22 protein-coding genes and 1 pseudogene are annotated in these 20428 nt (G+C 68.0%); 11 read left to right on the plus strand and 12 right to left on the minus strand.

Features of this window, described 5'->3' with window-relative positions; all coding sequences use genetic code 11:
* Window positions 1-230: 230 nt before the first annotated feature.
* Window positions 231-575: a MerR family transcriptional regulator gene (locus tag AB0I53_RS36795; RefSeq protein WP_358613442.1), complete on the plus strand. Its 345-nt coding sequence runs from the start codon at window positions 231-233 to the stop codon at window positions 573-575.
* Between the two features lie 30 nt (window positions 576-605).
* Here the strand turns inward: AB0I53_RS36795 and AB0I53_RS36800 are convergent, their stop codons facing one another.
* The 7 genes from AB0I53_RS36800 to AB0I53_RS36830 form a co-directional block, all read right to left on the minus strand.
* The gene (locus tag AB0I53_RS36800) at window positions 606-1409 is read right to left on the minus strand and encodes an aminotransferase class IV family protein (protein WP_358613444.1); all 804 of its coding nucleotides are present in this window, start codon (window positions 1407-1409) and stop codon (window positions 606-608) included.
* 104 nt (window positions 1410-1513) lie between these two features.
* Entirely contained in the window at window positions 1514-1705 is a 192-nt protein-coding gene (locus tag AB0I53_RS36805) for a hypothetical protein (protein ID WP_358613446.1), read from the minus strand.
* A 90-nt stretch (window positions 1706-1795) separates the two neighbouring features.
* Window positions 1796-2989: a hypothetical protein gene (locus tag AB0I53_RS36810; RefSeq protein ID WP_358613448.1), complete on the minus strand. Its 1194-nt coding sequence runs from the start codon at window positions 2987-2989 to the stop codon at window positions 1796-1798.
* A 30-nt stretch (window positions 2990-3019) separates the two neighbouring features.
* Window positions 3020-4450 (minus strand): hypothetical protein, encoded by a 1431-nt coding sequence (locus AB0I53_RS36815; protein WP_358613450.1) that lies wholly within the window; start codon window positions 4448-4450, stop codon window positions 3020-3022.
* Window positions 4447-4923, minus strand: coding sequence for a hypothetical protein (locus AB0I53_RS36820; protein ID WP_358613452.1), 477 nt, complete (start codon window positions 4921-4923; stop codon window positions 4447-4449). The genes AB0I53_RS36815 and AB0I53_RS36820 overlap by 4 nt, the downstream gene beginning before the upstream one ends.
* Window positions 4920-6251 carry a hypothetical protein gene (locus AB0I53_RS36825; protein WP_358613454.1) on the minus strand — a complete coding sequence of 444 codons (1332 nt, stop codon included), beginning with the start codon at window positions 6249-6251 and terminating at the stop codon, window positions 4920-4922. Before AB0I53_RS36825 ends, AB0I53_RS36820 begins: the two co-directional genes overlap by 4 nt.
* Window positions 6235-7335 carry a hypothetical protein gene (locus tag AB0I53_RS36830; protein WP_358613456.1) on the minus strand — a complete coding sequence of 367 codons (1101 nt, stop codon included), beginning with the start codon at window positions 7333-7335 and terminating at the stop codon, window positions 6235-6237. The genes AB0I53_RS36825 and AB0I53_RS36830 overlap by 17 nt, the downstream gene beginning before the upstream one ends.
* Window positions 7336-7631: 296 nt before the next feature.
* Between AB0I53_RS36830 and AB0I53_RS36835 the strand changes: the two genes are divergently transcribed.
* From AB0I53_RS36835 to AB0I53_RS36855, 5 genes are all read left to right on the plus strand, one after another.
* Window positions 7632-8093, plus strand: a complete 462-nt coding sequence (locus AB0I53_RS36835) for a helix-turn-helix transcriptional regulator (protein ID WP_358613458.1) — start codon at window positions 7632-7634, stop codon at window positions 8091-8093.
* 108 nt (window positions 8094-8201) lie between these two features.
* The gene (locus tag AB0I53_RS36840; RefSeq protein ID WP_358613460.1) at window positions 8202-9716 is read left to right on the plus strand and encodes an alpha/beta hydrolase; all 1515 of its coding nucleotides are present in this window, start codon (window positions 8202-8204) and stop codon (window positions 9714-9716) included.
* A gap of 149 nt (window positions 9717-9865) precedes the next feature.
* On the plus strand, window positions 9866-11362 hold the full coding sequence (locus tag AB0I53_RS36845) for an alpha/beta hydrolase (protein ID WP_358613462.1): 1497 nt from the start codon (window positions 9866-9868) through the stop codon (window positions 11360-11362).
* A gap of 95 nt (window positions 11363-11457) precedes the next feature.
* Window positions 11458-12144, plus strand: a complete 687-nt coding sequence (locus AB0I53_RS36850; protein WP_358613464.1) for a hypothetical protein — start codon at window positions 11458-11460, stop codon at window positions 12142-12144.
* A 23-nt stretch (window positions 12145-12167) separates the two neighbouring features.
* A complete protein-coding gene (locus tag AB0I53_RS36855) occupies window positions 12168-12800 on the plus strand; it encodes a class I SAM-dependent methyltransferase (protein WP_358613466.1) in 633 nt (210 codons plus the stop codon).
* 41 nt (window positions 12801-12841) lie between these two features.
* Here the strand turns inward: AB0I53_RS36855 and AB0I53_RS36860 are convergent, their stop codons facing one another.
* The gene (locus AB0I53_RS36860) at window positions 12842-13207 is read right to left on the minus strand and encodes a MerR family transcriptional regulator (RefSeq protein ID WP_358613467.1); all 366 of its coding nucleotides are present in this window, start codon (window positions 13205-13207) and stop codon (window positions 12842-12844) included.
* A gap of 58 nt (window positions 13208-13265) precedes the next feature.
* On the opposite strand from AB0I53_RS36860, the gene AB0I53_RS36865 reads away from it, so the two are divergent.
* The gene (locus AB0I53_RS36865) at window positions 13266-14042 is read left to right on the plus strand and encodes an alpha/beta hydrolase (RefSeq protein ID WP_358613469.1); all 777 of its coding nucleotides are present in this window, start codon (window positions 13266-13268) and stop codon (window positions 14040-14042) included.
* A gap of 67 nt (window positions 14043-14109) precedes the next feature.
* On the opposite strand, the gene AB0I53_RS36870 is transcribed toward AB0I53_RS36865, so the two are convergent.
* Entirely contained in the window at window positions 14110-14313 is a 204-nt protein-coding gene (locus AB0I53_RS36870; protein WP_358613471.1) for a DUF397 domain-containing protein, read from the minus strand.
* 20 nt (window positions 14314-14333) lie between these two features.
* Window positions 14334-15194, minus strand: a complete 861-nt coding sequence (locus tag AB0I53_RS36875; RefSeq protein ID WP_358613473.1) for a helix-turn-helix transcriptional regulator — start codon at window positions 15192-15194, stop codon at window positions 14334-14336.
* A gap of 206 nt (window positions 15195-15400) precedes the next feature.
* Between AB0I53_RS36875 and AB0I53_RS36880 the strand changes: the two genes are divergently transcribed.
* From AB0I53_RS36880 to AB0I53_RS36895, 4 genes and pseudogenes are all read left to right on the plus strand, one after another.
* Window positions 15401-15643 carry a zinc finger protein gene (locus AB0I53_RS36880; RefSeq protein WP_358613475.1) on the plus strand — a complete coding sequence of 81 codons (243 nt, stop codon included), beginning with the start codon at window positions 15401-15403 and terminating at the stop codon, window positions 15641-15643.
* Window positions 15640-16059, plus strand: a complete 420-nt coding sequence (locus tag AB0I53_RS36885; RefSeq protein ID WP_358613477.1) for a hypothetical protein — start codon at window positions 15640-15642, stop codon at window positions 16057-16059. Before AB0I53_RS36880 ends, AB0I53_RS36885 begins: the two co-directional genes overlap by 4 nt.
* 194 nt (window positions 16060-16253) lie before the next feature.
* Window positions 16254-17537 (plus strand): oxygenase MpaB family protein, encoded by a 1284-nt coding sequence (locus AB0I53_RS36890; protein WP_358613479.1) that lies wholly within the window; start codon window positions 16254-16256, stop codon window positions 17535-17537.
* A gap of 17 nt (window positions 17538-17554) precedes the next feature.
* Window positions 17555-17662 (plus strand): annotated as a pseudogene (locus tag AB0I53_RS36895) (IS982 family transposase); the annotation flags it as partial.
* 19 nt (window positions 17663-17681) lie between these two features.
* Here the strand turns inward: AB0I53_RS36895 and AB0I53_RS36900 are convergent.
* Together AB0I53_RS36900 and AB0I53_RS36905 are read right to left on the minus strand one after the other, a co-directional pair.
* The gene (locus tag AB0I53_RS36900) at window positions 17682-18836 is read right to left on the minus strand and encodes an alkaline phosphatase PhoX (RefSeq protein ID WP_358613481.1); all 1155 of its coding nucleotides are present in this window, start codon (window positions 18834-18836) and stop codon (window positions 17682-17684) included.
* Between the two features lie 170 nt (window positions 18837-19006).
* Entirely contained in the window at window positions 19007-20161 is a 1155-nt protein-coding gene (locus AB0I53_RS36905) for an alkaline phosphatase PhoX (RefSeq protein ID WP_358613483.1), read from the minus strand.
* Window positions 20162-20428: the final 267 nt, after the last annotated feature.

Consider the following 20428-nt stretch of genomic DNA (forward strand, 5'->3'; position numbering starts at 1 on the left):
GCTGTCCGGGCCCCTTTTTTCTTGGGCCTCTTTACCCCACCACAAACCACTCACGGCCCCGTGAGCAGCGGGAACTCCCGGGTCCTGGGTCGGCGGAACGAGGGACAGGCGGGCTCGGTGGTCCCACGGGAGAAGTTGCTTCGCACCGGCTCGTGCAGCACCTTTTGTCCGGATGTCGGTGCCTCGGATTTACTGGGGCCAGTAGGTCGAGCCCGAACGAGGTGGAGCACATGCTGATCGGGGAGCTGTCGCGGGTCAGCGGCGTCAATGCGCGGTTGCTGCGGTACTACGAGGCGCAGGGGCTGCTCGTGGCCAGGCGTGGTTCGAACGGCTACCGCGAATACGACGAGGACTCGGTGGTCGTCGTGCGGCAGATTCGTGCGCTGCTGGATGCGGGATTGTCCACCGAGGTGATCCGTGCGGTGCTGCCGTGCGTCCACGGCGAACTGCCGGAGTTCGATTGGTGCGTGGACGTGCGGGCCATCATGGACCGGGAGTTGGCGATCGCCGAGGAGCGGATCGCCGACCTGCAGCGCAGCCGCAGCAACCTCGCCGGGTATCTGGCGCAATCCTGAGCCGGGAGGGCCTGGCCGGCGTTCGGCAGCTCACAGCGAGACGAGAGGCTCGGCCTGGTAGGCCCGGTGCAGCAGTTCGAGGAACGCCGGTGCTTCGGGCAAGGACATGGAGTCGATCCGGTGCACCGCGACACCCGGCGTCCAGGAGTTCATGACCACGGCCCCGGCCAGCTCCGGCAGGTCGGCGGGCCTGATCTCCGCGGTGCGCTGGGGGACGCCGAGGCGTTCCAGCTGCCTGCGGACGATGCCCATCGTGGTCCCGCCCAGCATCTTCGCCTCGGGCCACACCACCGCGTCGCCGTCCCAGAAGGCCAGGTTCCAGATCGACGCCTCGCTGAGCCGGCCCTGGCGGTCGACGAAGGCCGCGTCGTCGAAGCCCTGTTCAACGGCTTGCCGGAGGTAGTAGGTCTTGGCCACCTCGCCCACGTGCTTCACCTCCGGGAGTTCCCGTTCGTGCTCGACCGTCGCCAACGTCAGCGGGCCCGCGGGGCCGTCGGTGGCCGGGGAGGTGCGAACCAGGACCTCGGGCGTCGCGTCGGGACCGGCGACGGTGAACTCGCCCGCCGGCGAGTACACGGTGGTGAGCAACGAGAGGTCGGCCGGCGCACCGTCCACGGCTGCTTGCAGGTAGGACCGCACCTGATCGTCGGGCAGCGCCTGGCCGAGCATCGTCAGCGATGCCGTCCGCAACCGCTCCAGGTGCAGGTCGAGGCCCCGCACCTTGCCCTCGCGGATCTGCATGGCGGTCATGTGGGCGAAGCCCGCGAAGGCGAGCGGTGTCAACTCCTCGACGTTGGCCGCCTGGCCGTTGCGGTGCACGACGAACGAGGTCATGAGTCGCTCCAAGGATCGCGGGATCGGGTGGACGTGGCGGCGGTTTCGTCGGCTGCCCCGTCCTGGCTTGGAAACGACGCTATGACTTCACACCGGTTGGAAGGTCAACCCGCGGTGGGGTGGATCACAGCAGGCGCCGGGTGCCGGAACTCCGCGGGCTGGCGCAATTTCACGAGAAATTGCGCCAGGTCAGGGTGACGACGATCGTTGCGCTCCGTGATCACGCCGCTCCGTTTGCGCAGGTAGCGCCAATTTCTCGTGAAATTGACGTTCACCCGGGTGGCCGTCAATTTCACGAGAAACTGGGCTCCACTGACTTTGCCGGAACTTTGCCGAGGGGAGGTGGCGCAGGGGGAGTCGATACGGCGATTCCGGTCCGGGTGTGCTCACCTGCGGTGGCCGTTGAGGCGGGCTCGGCGGGCCAGGGCCGGTTGGCGTTCCCGGGGCGGCGACACCGGGCGCTCACCTCGGGACGGCGCCGCGACTCCCGCCGGTTGTTGGCGGTCCCACGGGAGCAGTTGCTTGGAGCCCGTGCGGTCCGCCAAGCGGAGGGACTGCGCCGAGGTGATCCACTCCTCCGCCGGCTCCGCCACCTCCAGCAGCAGCGCCTCGAACTCCGAGCGGGTCGTCTCCAGGATGTGCGGCGCCGCCAGCCAGCGCAGCACGTTGCGCCCGGTCACCGCCATCCGCTGCCGCGGCGAGGTGACCAGCTTCTCGTCGAAGTAGTGCATCAGCACCTCGTCCACCACGTCCCAGGCGTTGGCCGCGCCGAAGAGGTCCTTGACGTCCTCGGCGTTGAGGATGCGGAAGCACTCGTCCATCAGCTGCATGACCTCGACCCGCAGCACGTTCAGGTGGCCGTAGGACGTGAACTTCAGGTTGTTGCGCAGGTCGAGCCCGCTGCGCCGCACCACGGCCATGCTGCCGAAGGCCATGTCGTGGGCCCGTTCCCGGATGACGTCGGAAATCCGCTTGTCCCGCCAGTACAGCGCGACCTGGTTGTTGAACTGCGTGAACAACCGGTGGAAGTCGGTGTTCGGCCGGGAGTTCGCCGAGCCCAGCCCGCGGCCGTAGCCGAGCACCCGCCGGTAGGCGCTGATGCGGTCGCGCTTGGTGTAGCGGAGCACGTCGCGCCGGTCGAACCGGTACAGCCCGAATGCGCCTTCCCCGTCGGAGAGCCGGATCGCGCCGCGCTCGAACAGCTCTCGCAGCTTCTGCACGACGCGCGGAACGCCGATCCGCTCGTGCTGGTACAGGTAGTACAGGTCGGCGACGGCGAGGATGCGTTCGGACGCGATGGTCTCGTCGTAGGCCTCGACGCCGTGCGGCATGCGGGTCGCGCCGAGGTCTCCGGCCGACTCGCCGCCGAGGCCGACCAGCTGCGCGAGGCCGCCGTCGGGCGGGCGTGGCTCGTTCTTCGCCTCGACCTCGACGGCGAAGAGCATGTCGTCGATCTGCTTCAGGATCGCCTCGCCGACCTGTGGATCGCTGCCCAGCTCGTTCGACAGGTTGCCGGCGACCTGTCTGCGCAGCGCGGCGACCCGGTCGAACAGTTCCCGGTATTGCTTTTCGGTGGCCATCATTCCTCCGTGCGGGGCGCGGGCGGGCCGCTATTCTGGCCGCGGGGCGGGCTTGGGCTCGGGACGCTTGCGCGGGCTGCGCCGCTTGGCTGCGAGGTCGGGCGATTCCTCGACCGGGGCAGCCGTCACCGGCGTTCCAGCCGAGGCTTCCGGCGTGGGCGCCGGCGGGAACGGCCCGGGCGGCGGCTCGGGTGCCGGCCCGGGTGGATCCGGCGGCTTGGGCCCGGAATCGGGCGGCGGAGCCGGTGGCCCCGGCGGGTCGGCCGGCTTCGCGCCGTGCCGGATCGGACGAGCGACGCGCACGATCTCCTGCAGGTGGTCGTGCAGCTCGTCGACCGCGCGCTGGACTCGGGAGCTGAAGAATCCCGGCGGCAGCGTCGCCCGGTAGTTGCCCGGCACGTCCTGCGTGCCGTCGTCGCCGCGCCGCGGCAGGTTGCCGACGATCCGCTCCAACCGCTCCGCGACCTGCAGGAACGCGCTGTCCACGCCGTCCTTGCCCGCGACCTCGATCAGCTTGCGGCCCTCGAAGCAGGTGAACTCGTACGTCCAGCGCAACAATCCGCCGAGCGACATCGAGCCGCCGTCCGGATCGGGGATGCGCAGCACCTCGCGGTCGCCGCGGTGGATGCTCACCGAGCTCAGCGCCGCGACCAGCTCCTCGGTCTGCACCGCGGCGGCCGACAGCAGCTGCGACAGCGCCACGACGGCCGGGCCGAAGAACGGCGCCTGCCCGGTTTCCGGCTGGGCGAACGGGTCGATCCGGCCGCGGGCGTCCAGCCAGCCGCGGTACAGCGACAGCACCCAGTCGACCAGCGTGATGAACGAGGTCTGGATCCGCTCCTCTTCGATGGTGTTGACCAACCCGCCGATCAGCCCGAACTCGTCGCGCAGCTCCCCGAGGTGCCCGCGCACCAGGTCCGGGTCCACTGCGGACGCCGGATTCCCGAGCAGCAGCAAGAAGAGCTGGTCCACGCGCGGCACCCGCAGCAGCGGGCTCTCCAGCTCCTTGCGGATCTCCTCCAGCTCGTGGCGCACCAGGCTGCGGAAGCCCTCGCCGTTCTCCCGATCCGAGCCTGGCCGCAGCGGCTTCAGCGAGTCGAGCAGCGCGGTCGCGTCCTTGATCGCGCTGCGCGCCCGCGCGGCCAGCGATGCCTGCCCGCCGGTGACCGCGCCCAGGTCGGCCTGGATGGCGTAGCCGCGCGGCGTCCAGGTCGCCTCGGTGTGCCCCTCGACGCGCTTGAGCTCGAAGCTCCCGGTCAGCGCAGCGGCGAAGCCCTTGGTGTCGCCGCCGCGCCACTTCCACCCGAGCACGTCGCTGATCGCCTTGCTCGCGATGTCGCCCGGACGCTCGCAACACGGTGGATCGTGCCGGGTGACCAGCGGATACGCGCTGTCGATGTCCTGGGCGGGCGGCAGCGCGGCGCCCCGGTCTTCGTTGACGCGGTCGTCGTTGATGGTCATCGCCTGCCCTCGCAGTTCCCCTCGATGCCGAACCGCACCGCGAGTTCGGCTGCCTCGCGCCAGCACCGCAACATGGTGTCTTCCGTGCTGCGCAACGAATCCACGCATCCGTCCACACCGGACCGGATGCTGTGCGCCCAACCGAGCCACTGCGGGCCCCGCCCGCGCACGGCGCGCATGAGCTCGGCGGCCGCGTGGTGGCACCGGAACTCGTCGTCGAGCCGCCGCTGCGTCTGCCGCAGCGCCAACGCCGTGATGTGCAGGACTTCGCCGTCCGGCCGGCCGCGAACCGCGACCAGCGCCGGTTGCAGCTCGGCGTTGCCGTCGGTGACGACCTCGGCGAGCCGGTCCGACACGGCGGGGCTCTCGCCGCTGGGGCGGTCTTCGATCACGCTGACCTCCAGCGCCCGCCACGCGGCCGCGAGTTGCCGGAGTTCCCGCGCCAGCACCGGGAATTCGTCGCGCAAGGTCATCGCGCTCGCCTCCCCAGTTCTTCCATGAAGAACCGGACCAGCCGCTTCGGCGGTGCCATCCGCTGTTCGAGTGCGTGCCGGACGGCGCCGATCAGGAACCGTTCCGGCACCACGCCGGGCGACACGCCGTCGGCCAGCCGCCCGGCGGCTTCCTCGATCATCCGCTGTTCCTTGACCTCGAACCGTTCCACCTTCGCCAGGCTCCGGTTGCCCAGCGACGGGAACGACGTGAAGCACATCGCGTCCACCACCGCCGGGATCGCCCGGTTCGCGGTCGCCAGCAGCGCCGGAGGCGCGTCGATGAGCTTCGGCCGCGGGTACAGGGCGTGCCAGGCGCGCTCGTACTCCTCGGCGCGGCGCGGGAATCCCATCCGCCGCAGCAGTTCGATGGACAGCTTTCCTCGCAGGTAGGGCACCGGGTGCACGGCGTGGCGGCCGAACCGCATCGACTTCGCCGGTGTCCGGCCGATCACGTCGAACAGCGATCCGACGATCTCCGGGCCGCCGAGCAGCAGGCCGGACATGTCGGCGAAGGTCTCCCGGTTCCACCGCACCCAGATCGACACCACCGGCTTCGGCACTCCGGCCTCGGTGAGCCGCGCCGCGACCTGCAACGGGATCGCCCGCGCCAGCCCGAGGTCGTTCTGCAGGTTGTGGCTGACCTCGTGCAGCACCGCGCCGAGCGTCCACGGGTTGACCAGCCGGTGGAACGGCAGCTGGATCAGCGGAAACGGGTTGACCCGGTTGCTGATCCGCCGCAGCGGGATGCCGCGCCGTGACGTCGCCGGGCCGTGGCTGGGTTCCAGGTAGCAGAACGGCGGTGGTGTCGGGATCGAGCGCCAGCGCCCGATCCCCAGGTAGGCGTACTGGTAGCAGTCCAGGGCGATGCGGTCGGCCGCCACCAGCCACGGCGCGAACCGGCTCTGCCGCTGGTTGAACAGCTCCAGGTAGAAGTCCCAGATCCGTTCGGTCTCCTTCACCCAGCGCTGCGCCCGCGTCTTCGTGCGCAGCACGTCCTGCAGCCGCTGCGGGCTCGGGTGCGCGAACGCGGCCTCCGCGGCGCGGCGGGCGTCCCGGGTCGCCGAGCTGAGCGATTTGCGCAGCGTGTTCATGGTGTCGTTGACCGCGACCAGGTGGGCGCGGCTCGGCCCGGTCGCCGGATCGCCGAACTCCTCCCAGCCGAACGGGCGCAGCGCGGCGAGATGCCGCTCCACGTTCGTCGCCTGGGTGCGCACCCAGTTGCGGAGTTCCCGGTTCGACGCGGATGTCTGCTGCGGCGCCGGCCGCGAGCGGGACGCGACCAGCCGCAGCTCAGCCGCGGCGCCCATTGACTCTGCCGCCCTGCAGATCGCGGCGTGCGGCCGCGCTCAGCTGCGCCCGCCGCCGATCGCTCCCGGGCCGGTAGCCGTTCCGCCGGGCCGCACCCGTCCTGGGCTCGTCTTCGGGATATTCGAAGAAGCTGCTCGCGAAGTCGCCGATTCCTCTGGCCGCCAAGCTGCCGAGTCCGCCGAGGAGCGCGCTGGACACCGCACCTGGCACCAGCGAGAGCGGGCCCTGCTGCCTGCGCTTCCCGGTGTACCGCTTGGGACGTCCGGGCGTTCGGCGCGGCTTGGTTCGCTTGTTCTGGGCTCGGCGGCGCCTGCTCTGGGCGTTGGCGCGGCGAGTGACGTTGGCGCTCTTCCTGCGGCGGTTGACGTTGGTGTTCTTCGTGCGGCGGCGTGTCCCGGTGTACTTCTTCTTGAGGGTTCCCTGGGCCCGGGACTTGCGCTTGAGCCGCTGTGCGGCCTTCTTGACCAGCAATGGCATCTTGCGGATCTTGCGCCGGCCCTTGCCCTTCCAGAGCCTCTTGCCGATCTTGCCGATGCCACGCCGCAGTTTCGGCGCCGCCTTGCGGATCACCGGTGCCAGTTTGGGCAGTCCGCGCGCGGCCAGCCCGATCAGCGGGGCGAGGAAGCCCTCCACCTCGTCCTCGGTCTCCGCCTGCTCGGCCTGGAACGCGAGGTTGGCCATCAGCTCGGCGTCGGGGTAGACGCGGCGCGCCGGGTTGGAGAAGCCCTCGTCCTCGTACTCCGCCTCGAACTCGAACTCGTCCTCCAGTTCGCGGACGAGGGCCTCGAACTCCTCTTCAAGCTCGTCTTCGTCTTCGTACTCGTCTTCGTCTTCGAGCTCGTCCTCCAGCTCTTGGATCAGGGCTTCGAGCTCGTCCTCGAACTCGGCGTCGAACTCGTCCTCCAGCTCGTCTTCGAGTTCGTACTCGTCTTCGTCTTCGTACTCGTCCTCGAACTCGTAGAAGTCCTCGTCCTCGTCTTCCAGTTCGTGGGCGAGTCCTTCGAGCTCGTCCTCGAATTCGTCCTCCAGTTCGCGGGCCAGCTCGTCCTCCAGCTCGCCGTCGACGGCTCGGTAGCGACTCATGGCGGATCCTCCTGTCCTGCACCGCGTCCGGCGGCTTATCGGGAAGCCGGCCGTCGGTGAGCGCGTGCGAACAGTCCAGGGCAACCGGCATCCGGGTGGTAGTCGCACGTTCAAGTGCCCGCTGTCCGCCTTAGACGATCCGGGTGTCACACGAATCGACGATGCGCGAACAGACGATGTTGGTTTTGCTGGTATGCGCTGCGGCGAAGGCCGTGACCGGCTCGCGATGGGGGAGCGGGCCGTTGGCGGGATGGCGTGAACCGCCGACCCGCACCCGGGACTGGGGAGGCCGGTACATGCCGAATGACTCGATCGCCACATCCGTTCCGCGCGCCCGACGAGGACTTCCCGAGCCGGAACCGCCGTGGCGGGACCAGGAGAAATTCGGTGCCAAGGACCTCGGCTCGGACGAGTTGGTGCAGCACCTGGTGCACGCTCTGGTGCGGCGGGTCGGCGAGCTCACCGGATCGCACCGAGTGGCCCGAAAACCCCTGCTCGACATGACGGAACTCGGCATGCGGTGCCTGCTGATGCCGGTCGCGCCGAAGGTCGACGAGGTGCTCAGCCCGCGGGAGCGGGAGATCGCGCGGATGGTCGGGCTCGGCTACACCAACCGTTCGATAGCGGCGGTGCTGGAGATCAGCCTGTACACGGTTTCCGCCCACATGCGACGGATTTTCACCAAACTCGACGTCGGTTCGCGTGCAGCGATGGTCGCCGCGCTGTCCGACAACCCCGACCTCTACGTCGCGGACTAGCCGGCCGAAAACCGCGCAGGAATCCTCCTTTTGCTCCGATTGCGTCCGTTCGAGTGATCGCCGACGTCTAGGCTCAAGATCGCTCAACGGGTCATACGAGGAGAACCTGTGCTCAAACGTCCGTTACTCGTCGCGGCCTCGGCCTCGGCCGCGCTCGCGCTCTCGTCCCTCGCCGGCGCGCAAACCGCGTTGGCGGAGCCGGCCGGTCTCACCTGGGAACCATGTGGTGACCGGCAAGGGGAATGCACCACGGTGGAGGTGCCGATCGACTGGAACAACCCGGACGGCGCGAAGACGAACATCGCCATCGGCCGCTTGGCCGCGACCGAGCCGCAGAACCGGATCGGCGTGCTGTTCGTGGCGCCCGGTGGCCCGGGCGTCTCCGGCATCGACACCTACATCGAAGGCGCGGACAAGCTGCAGGACGGCGAGCTGCGCAAGCGGTTCGACATCGTCAGCTGGGACCAGCGCGGCGTGAAGCGCAGCAACGAGGTCCGGTGCAGCAGCGACCTGCTCGCGCAGGCGCCCGGCAACTTCCCGGCGAACGAGCAGGAATACCAGGACCTGCTGGCCTACAACGCGAAGCTGGGTGAAGACTGCCGGAAGAACACCGGCCCGGTGTTCGACTTCGTCGACACCATCAGCGCTGTCCGCGACATGGACGCCATTCGCACGGCGCTCGGCGAGGAGCAGCTGAGCTTCTACGGTGCGTCGTACGGAACTCAGGTGGGCCAGCAGTACGCGGAGCTGTTCCCGAACCGGGTCCGGGCGATGACGATCGACTCGAACATGGACCACAGCAACACCTCCGGCGGCCGCTACATCGAAACGGCCAGCGAAGACCTGGAAGGCTCGTTCAACACCTTCGCCGACTGGTGCGAGCGGACCGCGAACTGCTCGCTGAACGGCAACGACGTGCGTTCGGTGTGGGACGGCGTGCACGCCAAGGCCGAAGCCGGAACCCTCACGGACCCGGCGACTGGCGCGGCGCTCAGCGCGGGCTCGCTGCGCAGCGAGCTGATGCGCGCGATGTACCGGCCGGAGGAGCGGTGGTACGGGCTTGCGGACCGCCTGAAGGCACTGTCCGAAGGCAACCCGGCGGTCACCGCGATGGCGGCCCCGGAGGAGCTGGCGGAGAACTCCTACCAGGCGATCTGGTGCGATGACTGGAGCTGGAAGGTCCGCGACTTCGCGGAGCTGCAGAGCTATCGGGCGCAGGCGGAGAAGGTCGCGCCGCACACGAAGATCTCGCCGTTCTGGAGCGACGTGACGGCGTGCCTGGGCTGGCCCGGCGAGGTCAGCAACCCGCAGCACGAGCTGTCGATCAACGGCGCCCCGCCGATCCTGATCGTCAAGGGCAAGTACGACGTGGCGACGCCGACGGCCTGGAACCTCGCGGTGGCGGACCAGATCGACAACTCGATCCTGCTGGAGCACGACGGCATCGGCCACGGCCAGTACTACCGCAACGCCTGCGTCGTGGGCCACGTCGAGAAGTACCTGACGACGCTGGAAACCCCGGCCCCGGGCACGCACTGCGAGGCCGTCTACCCGACGGAACCGCCGCCGCCGGCGGCAACGTCCGCGGGCGGCCCGGCCACCCGTCCGGTGCACGCGGCCTGACCTCGTGAGTGGTGATTCCGGTTCTTACCGGTATCACCACTCACGAGCCTTTTCAGCCGGCGCCGGGCGGATTGCGCCGAATGCGAGCAGTCGCATGATCATCCGTGGTTAGCCTCGGCCTTGACCTACCGGTCCACCGAGGAGAACTAGTGCTAAACCGTCCGTTACTCGGCGCAGCATCGGTCGCGCTCGTGCTGTCCCTCGCGCCGGGCGTGAACACCGCGCTGGCCGAACCTGCCGCTCTCGCCTGGGAACCATGCGGCGACCTGCAGGGGGAGTGCACCTCCGTCGAGGTGCCGATCGATTGGAACAACCCCGAGGGCGAGAAGACGAACATCGCGATCGGGCGGCTGCCCGCCACCGAACCGCAGAACCGGATCGGCGTGCTGTTCGTCGCTCCGGGCGGGCCGGGCGCCTCCGGGATCGACTTCTACGTCGAGGGCAAGGACCCGCTGCAGGACGGCGAGCTGCGCAAGCGGTTCGACATCGTCAGCTGGGACCAGCGCGGCGTGAAGCGCAGCAGCGAGATCCGTTGCAGCGCCGAGCTGCTCGCCCAGAAGCCGACCAGCTTCCCCGCGAGCGAGCAGGATTATCAGGATCTGCTCGCCTACAACGGGAAGTTGGGCGAGGACTGCCGCAAGAACTCGGGCCCGGTGTTCGACTTCGTCGACACCGTCAGCGTGGTTCGCGATCTGGATGCGATCCGCGTGGCGCTCGGCGAGGAGCAGTTGAGCTTCTACGGTGCGTCGTACGGCACGCAGGTGGGGCAGCAGTACGCGGAGCTGTTCCCGGAGCGGGTCCGGGCGATGACGATCGACTCGAACATGGACCACAGCATGGAGTCGGGCGGCCGCTACATCGAGACGACCACCGAGGACCAGGAAGGCGCGTTCAACGACTTTGCCGACTGGTGCGCGCGCACGGAGAACTGCTCGTTGCACGGCCAGGACGTCCGCGCGGTGTGGGACGACCTGCACGCCAAGGCTGAGGCCGGCGAGCTGATCGACCCGGCGACCGGCAAGCCGCTCAACGCGGATTCCCTGCGCCGCGAGCTCAAGGCCGCGATGTACGCGCCGGAGGAGCGGTGGTATCCGCTGGTCGACAGGCTGAAGGCGCTGTCCGGGGGCAAGCCGGGCATCGCCGCGCAGGCCGCGCCGGAGGAGCTGGCGCAGAACTCGTACCAGGCGATCTGGTGTGACGACTGGAGCTGGAAGGTCCGCGACTTCGCGGAGCTGGAGAGCTATCGGGCGCAGGCGGAGAAGGTCGCGCCGCACACGAAGATCTCGCCGTTCTGGAGCGATGTGACGTCTTGCCTGGGGTGGCCGGCGGAGGTCAGCAACCCGCAGCATGAGCTGTCGATCAACGGTGCGCCGCCGATCCTGGTGGTCAAGGCCCGCTACGACGTGGCGACCCCGAACGCGTGGAACCTGACGGTGGCGGACCAGATCGACAACTCGGTCCTGCTGAACTACGACGGCATCGGCCACGGCCAGTACTACCACAGCCCCTGCGTGAACCAGCACATCGAGAACTACCTGACAACGCTGGAAACCCCGGCCCAGAACACGACGTGCGAAGCGGTCTGGCCAACGGAACCACCACCACCCGGCGCAACGAACGCGACCCCGGCGGCCCGCCCGAGCTGAGCGATTTCCGTCCGCGTGAGGGGCGTCCTCGGCCGGGTAACTTTGTCGAGGGCGTCCCTCACCTCGTGGGGATCAACTGGGTTGGAAAGGTGCCGGTGGCGGAGTTGCTGGATCTCGAACGGCGTCTGTCGAAGCTGATCGAGCAGATCCGCGACTGCTCGCTGATGGAGGTCGAATTCTGCGCTGAGGGCGACCTCGATCCGGAGCGGGTTGACGCGGCGGGAGTGCTCGCGGACGTCGCGGACTGGTACGAGGTGCTTCTGGATGCCTCGCTGGAGCCTGCGGTCACCCGGTTCGAGGAGCTCGCCTGCCACTGGTCCATCGACGAGCCGGACGTGGAGCTGTCGGGCGAGTTCAGCCTCATCTACCTGCTGGACGCCTTCGGCAACACGCCACCTCGGCTAGCGCATGCCGGCACGCCCGATGCCGAGCGCCGGCTCTTCTCCGAGTTCCGGGTGTTCGACGAACCCCACCGGGGCGGCGATGGGAAGCTCGTGTCGTTGCGCGTCCAGGACGGTGTCACCAACCCTGAAGTCTGGTTCTTCGACGTCACCCGGGGTACCTATCGGCTGGACGTCGACTACCGCGGCTACCTCGATGCGCTGCTGCTGACCAGGGGCACCTATGGCTGGCAGTACCTGTTCACCGACGTCTCCTTGCGGGACAGCGAGTTCGAGCACGTCGCGGAGGACATGCGGTTGATGCTGCGGACTTTTCCGCCGCTGTTCCCGGACGACGACTTCACGCCGCTGCGCGCACGCTTGAGCGAGCGCCTCGGGTAGCACCACGATCAGGAGGTTTCGGGTTGCTTCAGTTGCCTCAGGCGTTGTTGTGGGACCACAACGCGCACTACCACCCATGGTTGTTGCGGCAGGTGCCGCAGCGGTGTTCGCGGGTGCTCGACGTCGGATGCGGGACCGGCGCGTTGGTTCGAAAGCTCGTCGATCGCGCGGATTTCGTTGACGCCGTCGACTTTTCGGCCGAGATGATCGATCAAGCCTCGGCCAGAACATCCGCGACGAACGTGCGATGGCTGCGCGGTGACGTGCTGGATCCCGACCTGGACCTGCATCCCGAGGGCTACGACGCGGTGACGGCCCTGTCGAGCCTGCACCACATGCAGCTGCGCCCCGCCCTGACCCGGCTCGCCTCGCTGGTCCGTCCCGGCGGAGTGCTCGCCGTCATCGGTCTCTACCGGTCGGAGTCCGCGGCCGACTTCGCGACGCGAACGGTCAGCTTCCCCGCGAATGCGGCGGTCGGCGCGTACCTGGCCGCACGCGGCCGAGCGGGCAAACCGCACGACGACGGCATGCCGGTTCAAGACGCGACCATCATGCTGTCCGAAATACGCGACGCGGCAAGGGAAATCATCCCCGGTTCGCAGGTGCGCCGCCGCCTCTTCTGGCGTCATTCCCTGCTGTGGCGCAAGCCTGTGTGAGCGTCGTGAGTGCCAAAGCCGGTTCTTACCGGATCTCGCACTCACGACCCCTGTTGGCGTGCGCGGGCCGTGTCGAGGTATCCGGCGATGACCTCGCGGGTCCGGTTGAGGCAGGCGAGCTTGGCGTCGACGCATTCCAGCTCGTCGGCGAGCGTGGTGAGCAGCGCCGGATCGGGCGCGAACTCGGGCTCCGCGCCGCAGGCGTGCGGCAGCAGTTCGCGGATCACCTCCGTCGACATGCCGGTCGACAGCAGCGTGCGGATCTGCGCGACCCGTTCTGTGGCGTCGGGCGGGTACTCGCGGTAGCCGTTCGCGCCGCGCGCGGCGTGCAGCAGCCCGCGCTCCTCGTAGTAGCGCAGCAGCCTCGGTTTCACACCGGTCAGCCGGGCGAGTTCGCCGATCCGCACGTAATCCCCACCACATTCGCAGAACCTTCACATCGATGGGAAATCCTATGTTCGGGGCATGGTTGACGCATCGAACACCGAGCTGGACCACTTCGTCCGAGGTCAAGGCCCCGGGCTGCTGCTCGCACACGGAGCGGGCAGCGACATCCGGGACAGCTTCGGCCCGCTGATCGAACCGCTCGCCGAGGAGCACACGGTGGTCGCGCCGGACTTCCCGGGTTCGGGAAACACACCGCGCGCACGAACTCCGCTGACCGCTGACGGCCTGGCAGATGCACTGGTGCGCGGCGCGGACCGCGCTGGCCTGAGCAGCTTCGCGGTGCTCGGCTTCTCCACGGGATCGCCGGTGGCCGTGCGCATCGCCACCCGGTACCCGGACCGCGTGCGCGCACTCGTGCTCTCTGCAGGTTTCGCGTACCCGAACCCGCAGCTGCGGCTCGCGGTGCGGATCTGGCGCGAGCTGGGAAGATCGGCCGACCAGCGGACGTTGGCGTCCTACCTGGCGATGATGGTGTTCGGCCGGAGCTGGCTGGACGAGCGCTCCGATGGCGAGGTCGAGGAGCTGGTGGCGGAGATCGCCGAGAACCTGCCGCCGGGCATGGACGACCACCTGGACCTGCTGGAACGAGTCGACGTCCGCGCGGACCTCGCAGAGATCACCGCCCCGACACTGGTCATCTCGGCGGCCGAGGACAAGCTGATCTCAGCGGCGAACGCCCGCGAACTCCTGACAGGAATCACCGGATCCCAAGGAGTCGAGCTGCCCTGCGGCCACGCGATAGCGGCGGAGAGCCCAGCGGAGTGGGCGACGGCGATCACGAGCTTCCTCCGGTAAGCCGGGGTCGGCACGTTCGTGAGTGTTGAGTCCGGTTCTTACCGGAGTCAACACTCACGACACCTGATCAGGCACTTTGCCGCAGCGCCGTGAGGAAACCGGCCCACTGGGCGCGGCTGAAGGTGAGGGTGCCGCCGGCGCGGTCCTTGGTGTCGCGGACCCCGACCATTCCCGGCGTGACTGCCACCTCGACGCATGACGAGTTGTTCGCGCTTCGGCTGGACTTGCGCCAGTCGACCCGTGCTAAGACAGATGACCGATCGTGCTGCATGCAGTCACCTTACGGTGCTGTCACAAGCGTTTGTAGGCATCGCGAATTCGCTTCAAGGTGTCTTCCCTGCTGAGGGCGCACTTCGTGGCCTCGGTGTGCGCCAGGCTGTACTCCCGGACCGTGATCGGATCGAAGATCAGCTGGGTTGACGTTACGGTTTCTTGCCACAAGAGCGTTGGCAGTTGGCCGCTTGGAAACGTCATCAAGTAGAAGCTCGATCCGCCCATCGCGTGGTGTCCGGTGGCTTCGAACGGGACGACCTGCAGGATGAGTGTCTCCCACAGGGCCTCGATCGATTTCTCAAGGTGCTTTAGCTGTTCCGCAAGAACCTGTGGCCCGCCGATCTGTTGGTACAGCGCGGCTTCGCTCATGATTGAGACGAACTGGAGCGGCGAATCGCCGGTAAGGCGCTGTTGGCGGGCGAGCCTTGCATTGACGCGTCGATCGACTTCTGCGAGCCGAACGTTCGGGCTACCGGCCTCGGTGATAGCGCGTGCATAGGCTTCTGTCTGAAGCAAGCCGTTGATCAAGTCGCTGTCGTAGGTGTGCAGGCTCTCGGCTCCGTGCTCGAAGCCGAAGAACCGGAGCATGTCGGTGTTGAAGATCGCGGTGTACTTGTTCCACCAGCCGCGGCGCGTCGCTTGTTCGCGCAGATTGCGGATCTCTACGGCTTCGTCTTCGGGGAACTCGTAGGCGTCGAGCAAGATCTCCAGCCGGTCAGCCGAGAGGTTCTTCTTCCCGCGTTCGACATCCGAGAGATACGCCGCTGCGATGCCGACCTTCTTCGCGGCGGCAGCGCCGCTGAGCCCGGCCTCTTCTCGCTTGTCGCGCACTCGCAGGCCGAGCGACCACGCCGCAACGGTTGGGGAGACCGGTGCCATGTTGCTCCTTCCGTGCGATCCCTACGCACGAGATCAAACTCATTTGGTTGATGCAGCTATGTAATTAACAAGACGTGCCATACGGTCGAGACAGGCGGTAACGATAGCAATACGGACTGTTACTGTTTGGCGGTGGCTCCGGTCTCGACCCCCTCCCCGACCCCCGGGCCGGGGCCACCGTCTCTCCGGCAAGGTTGGGAGGCAACGTGTTCGAGCTGTTTCAGCGGCGGGGCTTGGTCGCCTACTGGCGGCCCTTCGGCGGCATCCGGCACGCCCTGTACCCGGACCAGCCGCCGCAGCCCGGTCAATGGCGGGAAACCCTGTGCGGGATGACCTTGACAGTCGGCGAGCCCACCGAGGTCGAATGGCTCGCACCCACCTGCGAATCCTGTTGGGACGAAGCGAGATCCCGCCGCGATGCGCAAGCCCGCGAGGAGGACGCGTCGTGATTCTCCTGAATCTGATCCAGAACCCGCTCGGATACGTCGCGGCACTCGGAGCATTCGCCGTCGTGGCAGGAGTTCTCGCGGTGATACCGATACGCGGCGGCACCGGCCAACACGCCGGTGCCGGACCGGGCGCGGTGATGGTGTGGCAGCTCAGCGAGGCCCTGGAAGCCGAACGCACCGCCCGCATCGCCGCAGTTTCAATTGGAACCGCGGCCGATCCTCCGCCGGAGGAGGAGATCCGGTGGCCACCAGAGCCGGTGGCGGAGTACGTCGGCCGCCACCGGCTCTGGTGGGACGTCGACGAGCACCCCCAGTTGCCCATCGACGTCCGGCTGGGATCAGGTTTCGCCTGGCCAGACCCCGTGCGTACTTTCTGTCGCTATAGCAGCACAAAGTACGCACGGGTACCTAGATGAGTGATTCCGTGAAGTCGGTGTTAGTGGTCGTAGGCGATCAGTGCCCAAGTCCACCCCGCAGGGTGGTTTGGACGCGTGGCCCGGTGAGCGGGCCTGCGAGCTTCCTCATGTTCTCGGATCCTCCTGACTGGAACGCCCGCCCGCGGTTGCCGTCGGGCGGGCAAGTCGCGTTGACGGCAGGGCGGAGGACTGTCATGGAAATCAGTGGGACGACGCTGGACGAGCTGGCACGGATCGGTGATCCCAAAGCGGAGCAGGTGGTCTCGGAACTGGTCGAGAAGGGGCAACTGGAGGAGGTCAACCGCGTCCTGAGCCAGTGGCACTCCTACGACCAGGACATCCCGGTTGGACTGCCGCGCGGCCTGCACGACTTCCTCCAGGAAGCCAGGGTGGCTCCGGAGTGGGCCGACCAGGAGCGGCTGACCCGGGTGCACGAGTTCTTCGAGGATGACGGCATCCACATCGGCACCGTCCTGGCGCTCGGCTCGATGGCGATGGCCTACGCGGTCCCGCTCGGCGCGAAGATGATGAGCCTCACCCATCGCCTGCGCTACCCCGAGCGCCGGATGGCGAACACCGCCCAGTTCGTCTTCGACCTGATGCAGCCGGACCCGTTCGGCCCGAACAGCCGGTTCGTGGTCAGCGCGGTAAAGGTCCGGCTCATCCACGCGTCCGTCCGACACCACCTCCGCGCCACCGGGAGCTGGGACGAGGACCGGCACGGTGTTCCCGCTTCCCAGGAGCACCTGCTGATCGTGTGGCTGGCGCTGTCCGTGCAGGTGCTGGACTTCCTGGAGCGGCTCCGGATCAGGGTTACCGCGCAGGAGGCCGAGGATTACATGCACACCTGGCGTGTCGCGGGCACCTTCCTCGGCATCCCGGCCGCCGCGATGCCGTCGACCGCGAGCGAGGCGCGCCAGTTGTTCGCCACCGCGCTGGCGCGCAGTGCGGGACCGTCGGAAGAAGGCGCGGAACTCACCGGGCACCTGATCGACCTCTACTCCGGGGTGCTGCCGGGGAAGGTCTTCGACGGTGTCGTCCCCGCGCTGCTGCGCAGGCTGATCGGCAAGGACGTGGCCAACTTGCTCAAGGTTCCGCACTCGCCGCTGTGGCAGATCGTCGTCCGAGTCTACGTGGCCGTGCTCGGGGGACTGGAGCGGATCGAAGACCGTTCCCGGCTGGGCAAGTGGTGGCTCGACAGGCTCGGCAAGGCCCAGTACGCGCTGGAACTGCGCATCCTGACCAGGGGCAAGAGCAAGCCGCTCACACTGCCCACCCAGCTCGCCGGCTACAACGAAGAGATCACCGTGCCGACGCCGCGTAGCGCGGAGAAGCTTGAGCACGCGGGTGATGTGGAGATCGTGCCGCTCCTGGCCGTCGACAGGCAGATGGCGCAGGGCGCAGAAGCGCGCCAGGCCGAGGCGGCGGGCGTGCCCCAGGAGAGCCACCAATCCCAGTTCCCACCGCCGCGTGGGTGACCGCAATCTCTCGAGAAATCACGGCCCGAACCGCACAACGGCTGCTGGCCCTCGCTGCCACCATCTGGCACAACTGGGCCGGAACCGCCCCGGCCGAACGCTCCCTGATCGCCTGCGAGCACTGAAGACCAAGGAATCAACCATCTAGTGCCGGAACGGGCCGCTGATCTCGTAGGTGTAGCCGTCGGAGAACTCGCCGGACGGGCCGTACTGCGAGGAGAAGTACATCCGGTCGCCGGCCGGGTTGAACGCCGGTCCGGTCAGGCTGGAGGAATCCTGGCCGGTCATCCGCAGCATCGGGGCCACCACGTCGTCCGGGGTGATGATGCAGATCTCCAGGTTGTCGCCGTCTTCGGCGACGTAGAGGTCGCCGAAGGAGCTGCCGGTGAGGTTGTCGACGGCGCCCAGGCTGCCGTCGCCGTCGTAGGCGAGACCGAAGGTATCGTCGGCGACGTTGAACTGCCACACCCGGCTGTCGCCCGTGGTGGTGAACCAGCACCTGTCGGAGGCGTAGTAGCAGCCCTCGCCGCCGTCGAAGTGCTTCGCCTCGGAGACCTGTTCGCGCGTCGGGGTGTCACCTTCGGAAGGCGTCGGCTCCGGGACCTCGACCCAGGAGGCCTTGCCCGACGTTTCGTCCCCGGCGACAAGCACTTCCAGCAGCCCGCCCGCGCCCAGGTCGCCCCAATTGTTCGGCCGGAACCGGTAGAAGCACCCGTCCGGCTCGTCCTCGGTCAGGTAGATGACTTTCCGCACCGGGTCGCAGGCCGCGGCCTCGTGGTTGAAGCTGCCCATCGCGTCCCGCCGCACCGCCTCCTTGGCGCCCCACGGGTCGGTCTCGAACACGTACCCGTAGCTGACTTCTTCGCAGGAAAGCCAGGTGTTCCAAGGAGTTGCGCCGCCCGAGCAGTTGCGTCGCGTGTCCTCCAAGATGCGGTAGGAGTCCACGATGTTGCCGCCTGCGTCGAACTTGATCGCGCCGACACCGCCGCCCGGCTCGACTTCGGAGTTTGACACGTAGATCCAGCCGTCGCCGTCGACGAAGCAGGCGCCGCCATCGGGCGCGTCGTGCCAGGTGTAGGAAGTGCCCGCCACCTTGTCGCTGGAGTGCGCAATGATGCGGCTCGTGAAGCCCTCGGGCAGTTCGAGCCCGTTGTCATCGGCCGGAAGCAATGGCCCGTAAGGACTTTCGGCGATCCGCCGGACAGGCCCGCCCACGGCGGCCCCGGTCCACAGCCCGCCGGTGAAGGCCGCAACACCGCCACCGATCACGGCAGCACGGAGAAAAGAACGACGCCGCACAACGACTCCCTTCAACGACCCGTCGGCGGCGGACCCCCATCGTGTCGGAACCGATCGGGCACCAACTACCGCTGTTCGGGGGCAAATCCGCGACCCTATGGCTCACCGGCGCAGGCCCGGGTCCGTGAGTGGTTTGGGGTGCCATAGCACCCCAAACCACTCACGGGCACCTAGTGGCGGAACGGGCCGGTGATCTCGTAGGTGATGCCGCCGGAGGAGGAGCCGGAGGTGCCGCGCTGCGAGGAGAAGTACAGCCGGTCACCTGCCGGGTTGAACGCCGGACCGCACAGCTCGGATTCGTCCTGGCCGTTCACCCGGACCACCGGCGCCACCACGTCGTCCGGCGTGATGATGCAGATCTCCATGTTGTCGCCGTCCTCGGCCACGTAGAGATCGCCGAACGAAGTGCCGGTCACGTTGTCCACGCCGCCGAGTTCGCCGCCGCCGTCGTAGGCGAGTTCGAAGGTGTCGTCGGCGGCGTTGAACTGCCAGACCTGGTTCTCGCCCTTGGCGGTGAACCAGCACTTGTCGGAGGCGTAGTAGCAGCCTTCGCCGCCGTCGAAGTGCTTCGCGTCGGCCACCTGCTCACGGGTCGGTGTGTCGCCGTCGTTCGGCGTCGGCGTCGGAACCTCCGCCCAGGTGGCCTTGCCCGAGGTCTCCGGCCCGGCGACCAGCACCTCAAGCAGCCCGCCGGCGCCGAGGTCGCCCCAGTTGTCGGGCCGGAACCGGTAGAAGCAGCCGTCGGGTTCGTCTTCGGTCAGGTAGATGACCTTGCGCACCGGGTCGCAGGCCGCGGCCTCGTGGTTGAACTTGCCCATCGCGTCCCGCCGAACTGCTTCCTTCGCGCCCCACGGGTCGGTCTCGAACACGTACCCGTACCCGACCTCCTCGCAGGAGAGCCAGGTGTTCCACGGACTCGCCCCGCCGGCGCAGTTGCGCCGCGTGTCGTCGAGGATCCGGTAGGCGTCGGTGACGTTCCCGCCGGAGTCGAACCGCACCGCGCCGACGCCGCCGCCCGGCTCGATCTCGGAGTTGGACACGTAGATCCAGCCGTCGCCGTCGACGAAACAAGCGCCGCCATCGGGCGCGTCGTGCCAGGTGTAAGAGGTGCCTTCGACGCTGTCACCAGACCGCGCGATGATGCGGCTGGTGAAGCCCTCGGGCAGTTCGATCCCGTTGTCATCGGCGGGAAGCAGTGGCCCATAAGGACTCTCGGCAACTCGGCGAATCGGCCCGCCCACGGCGGCCCCGGTCCACAACCCGCCGGAGAAGGCGGCAACACCGCCACCGATCACGGCTGCCCGAAGAAAAGAACGACGCCGCACAACGACTCCCTTCAGTCCGTCGGCGGCGGATCCCCATCCTGTCGGACCCACGTCGCGGAAAGCCACCCCTTGCCCCCGACCGGCCTAATTCGAAGCCCGCCGGGGAGTTCCGCCTGGCAGGTCTCGTGAGTGGTTTGGTGCGCTATGGAGCCTGTTTGAGAACTCGTTCCGCGCAGTCGTGCATCCCCGCTGGCTGGTGTGGAGCGAACGGCCTGTTCGCCTCGATAGACGAGGTAAACGGTCCGTTCGCTTCATCCCACCCGACGT

It is taken from the genome of Saccharopolyspora sp. NPDC050389, from assembly GCF_040655595.1.
GTDB lineage: Bacteria > Actinomycetota > Actinomycetes > Mycobacteriales > Pseudonocardiaceae > Saccharopolyspora.